Origin of the sequence: Microcoleus sp. Pol8_D6, from assembly GCF_036700965.1 — a bacterium.
Classification (GTDB): Bacteria; Cyanobacteriota; Cyanobacteriia; order Cyanobacteriales; family Microcoleaceae; genus Microcoleus.
Window position 1 is genome coordinate 1 of sequence record NZ_JAUBPW010000131.1, and the last position, 6,207, is coordinate 6,207.

Annotated in this window: 4 protein-coding genes; 3 read left to right on the plus strand and 1 reads right to left on the minus strand. The window is 48.0% G+C overall.

Annotated features, from left to right (window positions below; all coding sequences use genetic code 11):
• Nucleotides 1–227: 227 nt before the first annotated feature.
• Both QUA10_RS28440 and QUA10_RS28445 read left to right on the plus strand, forming a co-directional pair.
• Nucleotides 228–719, plus strand: a complete 492-nt coding sequence (locus tag QUA10_RS28440; RefSeq protein WP_333085853.1) for a hypothetical protein — start codon at nucleotides 228–230, stop codon at nucleotides 717–719.
• Nucleotides 720–823: 104 nt separating this feature from the next.
• Nucleotides 824–2,878: a tetratricopeptide repeat protein gene (locus QUA10_RS28445; RefSeq protein WP_333085855.1), complete on the plus strand. Its 2,055-nt coding sequence runs from the start codon at nucleotides 824–826 to the stop codon at nucleotides 2,876–2,878.
• Nucleotides 2,879–3,169: 291 nt separating this feature from the next.
• Here the strand turns inward: QUA10_RS28445 and QUA10_RS28450 are convergent, their stop codons facing one another.
• Nucleotides 3,170–4,678, minus strand: a complete 1,509-nt coding sequence (locus tag QUA10_RS28450; protein WP_333085856.1) for a UbiD family decarboxylase — start codon at nucleotides 4,676–4,678, stop codon at nucleotides 3,170–3,172.
• 231 nt (nucleotides 4,679–4,909) lie between these two features.
• Between QUA10_RS28450 and QUA10_RS28460 the strand changes: the two genes are divergently transcribed.
• On the plus strand, nucleotides 4,910–6,085 hold the full coding sequence (locus QUA10_RS28460; protein ID WP_445243611.1) for an IS1/IS1595 family N-terminal zinc-binding domain-containing protein: 1,176 nt from the start codon (nucleotides 4,910–4,912) through the stop codon (nucleotides 6,083–6,085).
• Nucleotides 6,086–6,207 lie beyond the last annotated feature (122 nt).

Below are 6,207 nucleotides of genomic sequence, written 5' to 3' on the forward strand. Positions count from 1 at the left end.
CATTCTCTCCTGGCGCGGTGGCTCTAGTTCTTCTTTTGCCACCGTTCTCATCTTTGGTTAGTCTAAACTACAGTTAAGTGGACTTTCGCTTTGAGGCAGGGGTTTCAACCCCTGCCGGAATCTGGCAACAAATGCAAGACATCAGTTCGATCGCATTAATGCGTATATTGGAATTTTCCGGTTGTAGACTAGAGTCAGGAGTCCTTCATTCTGCCGGAGTTATATTAATGCCAATTAATCGTCTGTCTGATATACAAGAAAACTTGGAAGATCTGCAAGAGCAATTGGTGGGCAAGCAGAAGGCTCTAAATTTAGCACCGCAAGAAGAAAAGATCCGAATTAAACAGCAAATCCGAGAGCTACGCAAGGAGATTCGGGAGCAGGAAGATGATTATTGGCAGGTTATCGCTCAGCAAACGAAAACGGTGGAAATTCCCGAACATGAGGCTGAGATTATTGTTGCCGAGATTGTCGAAGAAGTTGGGCAAATTGAAGTGCAGGGACAGTATTCAGATGAAGTGCTTCAGATTTTGCAGGAGATTCGGGACAAGCTAAACCAACCGGGAGCGACAGCGGCCGCGAAACTTAAAGGCGTAATCTCAAGCATTCCGCCGTTTGTGGGAATTTCCTACGAGGCTGAATTGGATACAGAGAATTTTTTCCAGCAGCATTTCCCAACGTTTCGGAAATTGATTAAGGTATTAGCAAAAAAGCCCTAGACCTGGAGCGAAAAACACCGAATCCAGGTTTCACAAGTTTTTACCAACTATACGATATTCCCTCGGAACTCGGTTCAAAAAACTTTGTCGGACGGGATGAGGAAATGCAGCAGTTGCACGCATTGTTGCAGGATGGGAGCCGCGTTGCCATTGCCGCTGCGTCGGGAATGGGCGGCATCGGCAAGACAGAATTGGCATGGCAGTATGCAAACTTTCACCGCGAACACAACACCTATCCAGCGGGGATTTGGTGGGTGTTTGTCCGGGACAACGATTTAGCGCCGCAGGTGTTGCAAAAAGCGCTGCGAATGGGAATTCAGCCGCCGGATACTCTCGACAATCTGGAGGAACGGTTGCAGTTTTGCTACGAAGAGTGGGCAAAACAAACCTCTGGCAATGCTCTGCTGGTATTGGATGATGTCAACGATTACCGGGCGGTGCAGCGGTTGCTGCCGAGAAATCCCCGCTTTAAAGTGTTGCTGACTGCGCGACAGCGACTGGAAGAAAAAACCTTGCAGCGATTGGATTTAAAGAAGCTCAGACCCTTGGATGCTTTCAAGTTACTGTATGAAGTTAGTCAGGCAGAGACTCGCATTGTTCAGGAACAGATTGTTGCTGAGAAATTGTGTGCTTGGTTGGAGTATTTGCCCTTGGGGATTGAACTGGTGGCAACCTTTCTCAAGGTAGAGCCAGATGTGTCGGTAGCAGAGTTATTGGCACAGTTGCAGCAAAAGCTGTTGCAGGATGAGGTGCTGACTCCTGTAGCGGCGGCTTTTGAGTTAAGTTGGGTGCAGTTAAATGCTGCCGAACAGCAGTTGGCGGTATTGCTGAGTGTATTTGCTTTGGCTCCGATGCCTTGGCAGTTGGTGGAGTCAGTGGTCGTAGTTTGTAGAGTAGAAGCCCCAAAGCAAAACTGGCTGAAGAAATTGTTGGTGGTGTGGGGAAAGGTGCAAGCACCCCAGCAGTGGTGTTTGCTACTGGACGATCGGGTTTTGAGCCAGAGTCGGCGGCGTTTAGTGGAGTTGAGTTTGCTGGGGCGGGTGGAGCAAAAGCAGTATCAACTTCATGCTTTGATTCGGGAGTTTTTTGCGGCCAAATTGCAGGGGCGCGCCGATGCTGAGATTTTGCGGAGCAACTTTGCAGTGGTGCTGACAGCGGTGGCGAAGACGATTTCGTATCCGGTGACACTGGAGGTGCAGGAACGGGTGAAGGAGGCGCTACCCCATTTGGAGGTGGTGGCGGAGCAATGGTCGCATTTGCTGGAAGATAGCACTGATGCTATGCGGTCTTTCACGGTCTTAGCGTGGGTTGCCGAGGAACAGAGTTTGTGGCCAGAAGCGGAGAAATGGTTGAAAGCTTGCCTCCAAATGACAGAGAAACGCTACGGAGTTGACCATCCCGATACGGCAACGAGTTTGAACAATCTGGCAGAGCTATACCGTGCAATGGGACGCTACCCGGAATCAGAACCCTTGTATGTGCGATCGCTCTCGATCTGCGAGCAAAAGCTCGGAGTTGACCATCCCAATACGGCTAGGAGTTTGAACAATCTGGCATTGCTGTACTGTGCAATGGGACGCTACCCGGAGGCAGAACCCCTGTATGTGCGATCGCTCTCTATTTACCAGCAGCAGCTCGGAGCCGACCATCCCTCTACGGCAAGTAGTTTGAACAATCTGGCAGAGCTGTACCGTGCAATGGGACGCTACCCGGAGGCAGAACCCCTGTATGTGCGATCGCTCTCGATCCGCCAGCAGCAGCTCGGAGTTGACAATCCCGATACGGCAACGAGTTTGAACAATCTGGCATTGCTGTACCATGTAATGGGTCGCTACCCGGAAGCAGAACCCTTGTATGTGCGATCGCTCTCTATATTTGAGCAGCAGCTCGGAGCCGACCATCCCGATACGGCAGGTAGTTTGAGTAATCTGGCATTGCTGTACCATACTATGGGTCGCTACCCAGAGGCAGAACCGCTTTACCTGGGAGCATTAGAAATCTTTTTCAACCGATTAGGAGAGAATCATCCCAACACCCAAAAAGTTTGGAGCAATTTCATTGATTGTCTCCAGCAGGCGATATCAACGGGTCAAGACTCGCAGCTTTCCCAGCATCCAGCAACGCAAGCACTGCTTCAGCAACTTCGGGAGACGGAGTAGGTGTTGCTGCTAGAGCGATTGTTGGCAATTTCCTAAAAAACTTACGCATGGGGCCCAGAAACCGGGTTTTTTCGAGAATACTTCGTTACAGCCCGCAGATAAGGCAAAAAACCCGGTTTCTCTGACGAAGCGCATAAGTCCCGATCGCATTAAAAAGAGATAAGTTGCGATTTTTCGTTTGGTGGGGGCGGGTTTTTGAGATTGTCTATCTGTGTCATAAAGGGTTGGAAAAACCCGCCGCTACAGGTCGATCGAGGATGTGCGATATGTCAGATTTTACGGTTAATTCCCCTACTTCATCTCATATCCAAACAAATTCGGATCGACTTCACCCAAATTCAAATCTGCCAAACCATACTCAGCCCAACGCCTTTCTACCATCGCCGCCACATCAGGATCAGACTCCAAAACTTCACCCCATTCGTGATCGCTTTCCGGCGGCATCTTCGTAGTAGCATCAATCCCCATTCTGCCTCCCAAACCAATCTTTTCACTGGCAAAATCTAACGTATCAAAAGGCGTATTCGGCAGAATAAATACGTCTCGAACCGGATCGACTTTAGAACTAATTGCCCAAACTACTTGACGCGGGTCGCGAATGTTGATACTTTTATCCACAACAATCACAAACTTAGTGTAAGTAAACTGCGGTAAAGCACTCCAAAATGCTAAAGCAGCCCGGCGCGCTTGACCGGGATATGCTTTATCAATCGAGATAATTGCCGCTTTATAACTCAGCGCTTCCATCGGTAAGAAGAAATCGACAATTTCCGATACTTGCTGCCGCAAAATAGGCGTATAAATACGGTTAAGCGCGATCGCCATCATTGCTTCTTCTTTCGGCGGCCGCCCGCTAAATGTGGTCAGATAAATCGGGTCTTTCCGGTGCGTCATGCAGTTGAATCGCACCAGCGGCGAATCTTCCACGCCGCCGTAATAACCCATGTGATCGCCGAAGGGCCCGTCGGGCAGAACTTCGCCGGGGGTAATCGTTCCTTCTAATACGATTTCCGAGTCCGCCGGTACTTCCAAATCTACGGTTTTGCACTTCGCCAATTGCACGCCGGAACCGCCGTAAAGTCCGGCAAATAACCATTCCGATAAATCTACAGGAATTGGCGTTGCAGCGGCGAGAATAATCAGGGGATCGACTCCAAGGGCGATCGCAACTTCCAATTTTTTACCAGCCTGCGCCGCTTTCCGCAAGTGCCGTGCCCCGCCCCGCACCGATAACCAGTGTACAGTCATCGTATTTTTTGACTGCAACTGCAACCGATAAACCCCCACATTCGGCGTACCCGTTTCGCAATCTTTGGTAATTACCAAACCCAGGGTGATAATTTTGCCCGCATCTCCCGGATAAGGGCGAATCATCGGGATTTTGTTCAAATCCAGCCCTTCTCCCTCAATTACTACTTGCTGACAAGCTGGGAAAAAGTCGCGGCCCGGTTTGGCTTTCACTACGTCGAACAGGACTTTGCCGAATTCTATGGCTTGCGAAATCTTTTTCGGCGGTTTTGGCTGTTGTAGCATTCCCAGTTTTTTGCCGAGCTCTTCTAGTTCGATCGGCTTTTCCATGTTCATCGCCCAACAAACGCGCTCTTCTGTACCCAACAGGTTAATGGCGACGGGGAATTCGGCCCCTTTGACGTTTTCAAACAGCAATCCGGGGCCGCCTTTTTGCAGCATTTGGTTGGAAATTTCGGCAATTTCGAGGTCGGAATCGACTAAGGCGCTAATTCGGCGCAGTTGTCCCCGTTCTTCGAGTAGTTTTAGGAATCCCCGCAAGTCTCTAGCCATTTTTTTTAAGAATTGTTAACGTTCTTTTGTTATTATGAGCCGATCTACTGCCACAATTTACTCTTGAACCGCTTAAAGAATATCTATTTAACGAACCGCGAAGACACAAAGAGCGCGTTCGGCGAAGCCGTTCCCGTTCCCCGCAGGAGTTCCCGAAGGGTAGGGTAGGAAGAGAAAGAAGAAGATAGGTAATGTCTTGTTCGGTTCGGGAGTAGGCTGCATAATGGGTTAATGAAATGTCCTCGATGCGAATCTGACCAAGTTCGTAAAAACGGCCGTCCCAACGGTCATCAGCGGTATCTTTGCAAAGCTTGCCGCAAACAATTTTTTGAGTCCGCCGGTTTGCCGTCTTTCAGTCGCAAATGCACCGAAACAGGGTTAAGCGAAGCTATCCCGAAGGAAATCGCCCCTGCAACCACCACAGAGTCAGGCGGGATTTCGATTTTGCTGTTGGATGCCGAAAATTTGAAACTTAAGGTTAATACAGAACAATTCTTAGCCAGTTTGTGCGACTATCCCCTGCAAGTTAAAATTGCTTTTGCTAACTGGAAAAACCTGAGTATGGGCAAGCTGGATGCTGAACTTTACGATCGCGGTTACGAACTGATTCACGTTCCGGGCGGTGCTAATAGTGCTGATGGTAAAATGATTGCTTTTGGCGCTGCTATTTTATATCGATATCGAGATGTGCGACAAGTTTTTGTCTGTTCTTCGGATGGTTTGTTAAATCACCTTTGCAATCAGTTGCAAAATCAGGGATTGACTGTGTTTCGGGTGCGACGACAAAATGCTGTTTTGTCTGTTGAAAATCTTCGGACTGGTGATACTAATCACTATTCTTGCAAAAGGGAACAAGAAGTCCCTAGTTTGGAAGAATTGGCTAATCAAATTGGTGACTTTTTGAAGGCGGAACACAAATCTATTGATGAGCGGATAGCTCGATTTTCTAGTGTGGCTGAGCTTTTTCAAGAGCGGCGTACTGTGGCTTTCAATTCTACAACTCCCCATGTAGCAGCACTGTCGGAATCAGGAGAAAACGAAGTGACCCCGGTGGCTGAAGTATCTTTGGATTCTGTTGCTACAAATCACAATTTGCTAGAAATAATTCCCGCTCTCAATTCCAATCCTATTGAGTCGCTGGGTGTTTTAAAAAGTATACTTGTGGAAATAATTGAAACTGCCCAACTGGAGTTAAAAGAGGAGTATATTCCTGTAGCAAAAATTAAGAAAGATTTTTTTGCAAAATATCAGTTTCATGCTGATTTAATTGTAAAACAATTTTTGGGTAATACTTCTAGTCTAATCAAATTATTCCAGTCCGCATCGGCGGATTTTAAAGTAAAATTAATCGGGAGCGAACATCAAGTGGCAATCATGCCAAAGATTGAAAGTTCAGAAGAAGGATAATAATTATCAAGTGGCTCTCGCACAGCCAGCTTCCTGACTTATTTAATATAGCAGTCGCCAAGGCGGTTAAGACGTATACTGGAAGTAATCCGGAATCATGCGATCGCGAAACCCATGCCCAA

Bases quoted from the DNA above. Each gene is read 5' to 3' on its own strand.
- QUA10_RS28440 (WP_333085853.1), top strand. From the start codon at position 228: ATGCCAATTAATCGTCTGTCTGATATACAAGAAAACTTGGAAGATCTG.
- QUA10_RS28445 (WP_333085855.1), top strand. From the start codon at position 824: ATGCAGCAGTTGCACGCATTGTTGCAGGATGGGAGCCGCGTTGCCATT.
- QUA10_RS28450 (WP_333085856.1), bottom strand. From the start codon at position 4,678: ATGGCTAGAGACTTGCGGGGATTCCTAAAACTACTCGAAGAACGGGGA.
- QUA10_RS28460 (WP_445243611.1), top strand. From the start codon at position 4,910: ATGAAATGTCCTCGATGCGAATCTGACCAAGTTCGTAAAAACGGCCGT.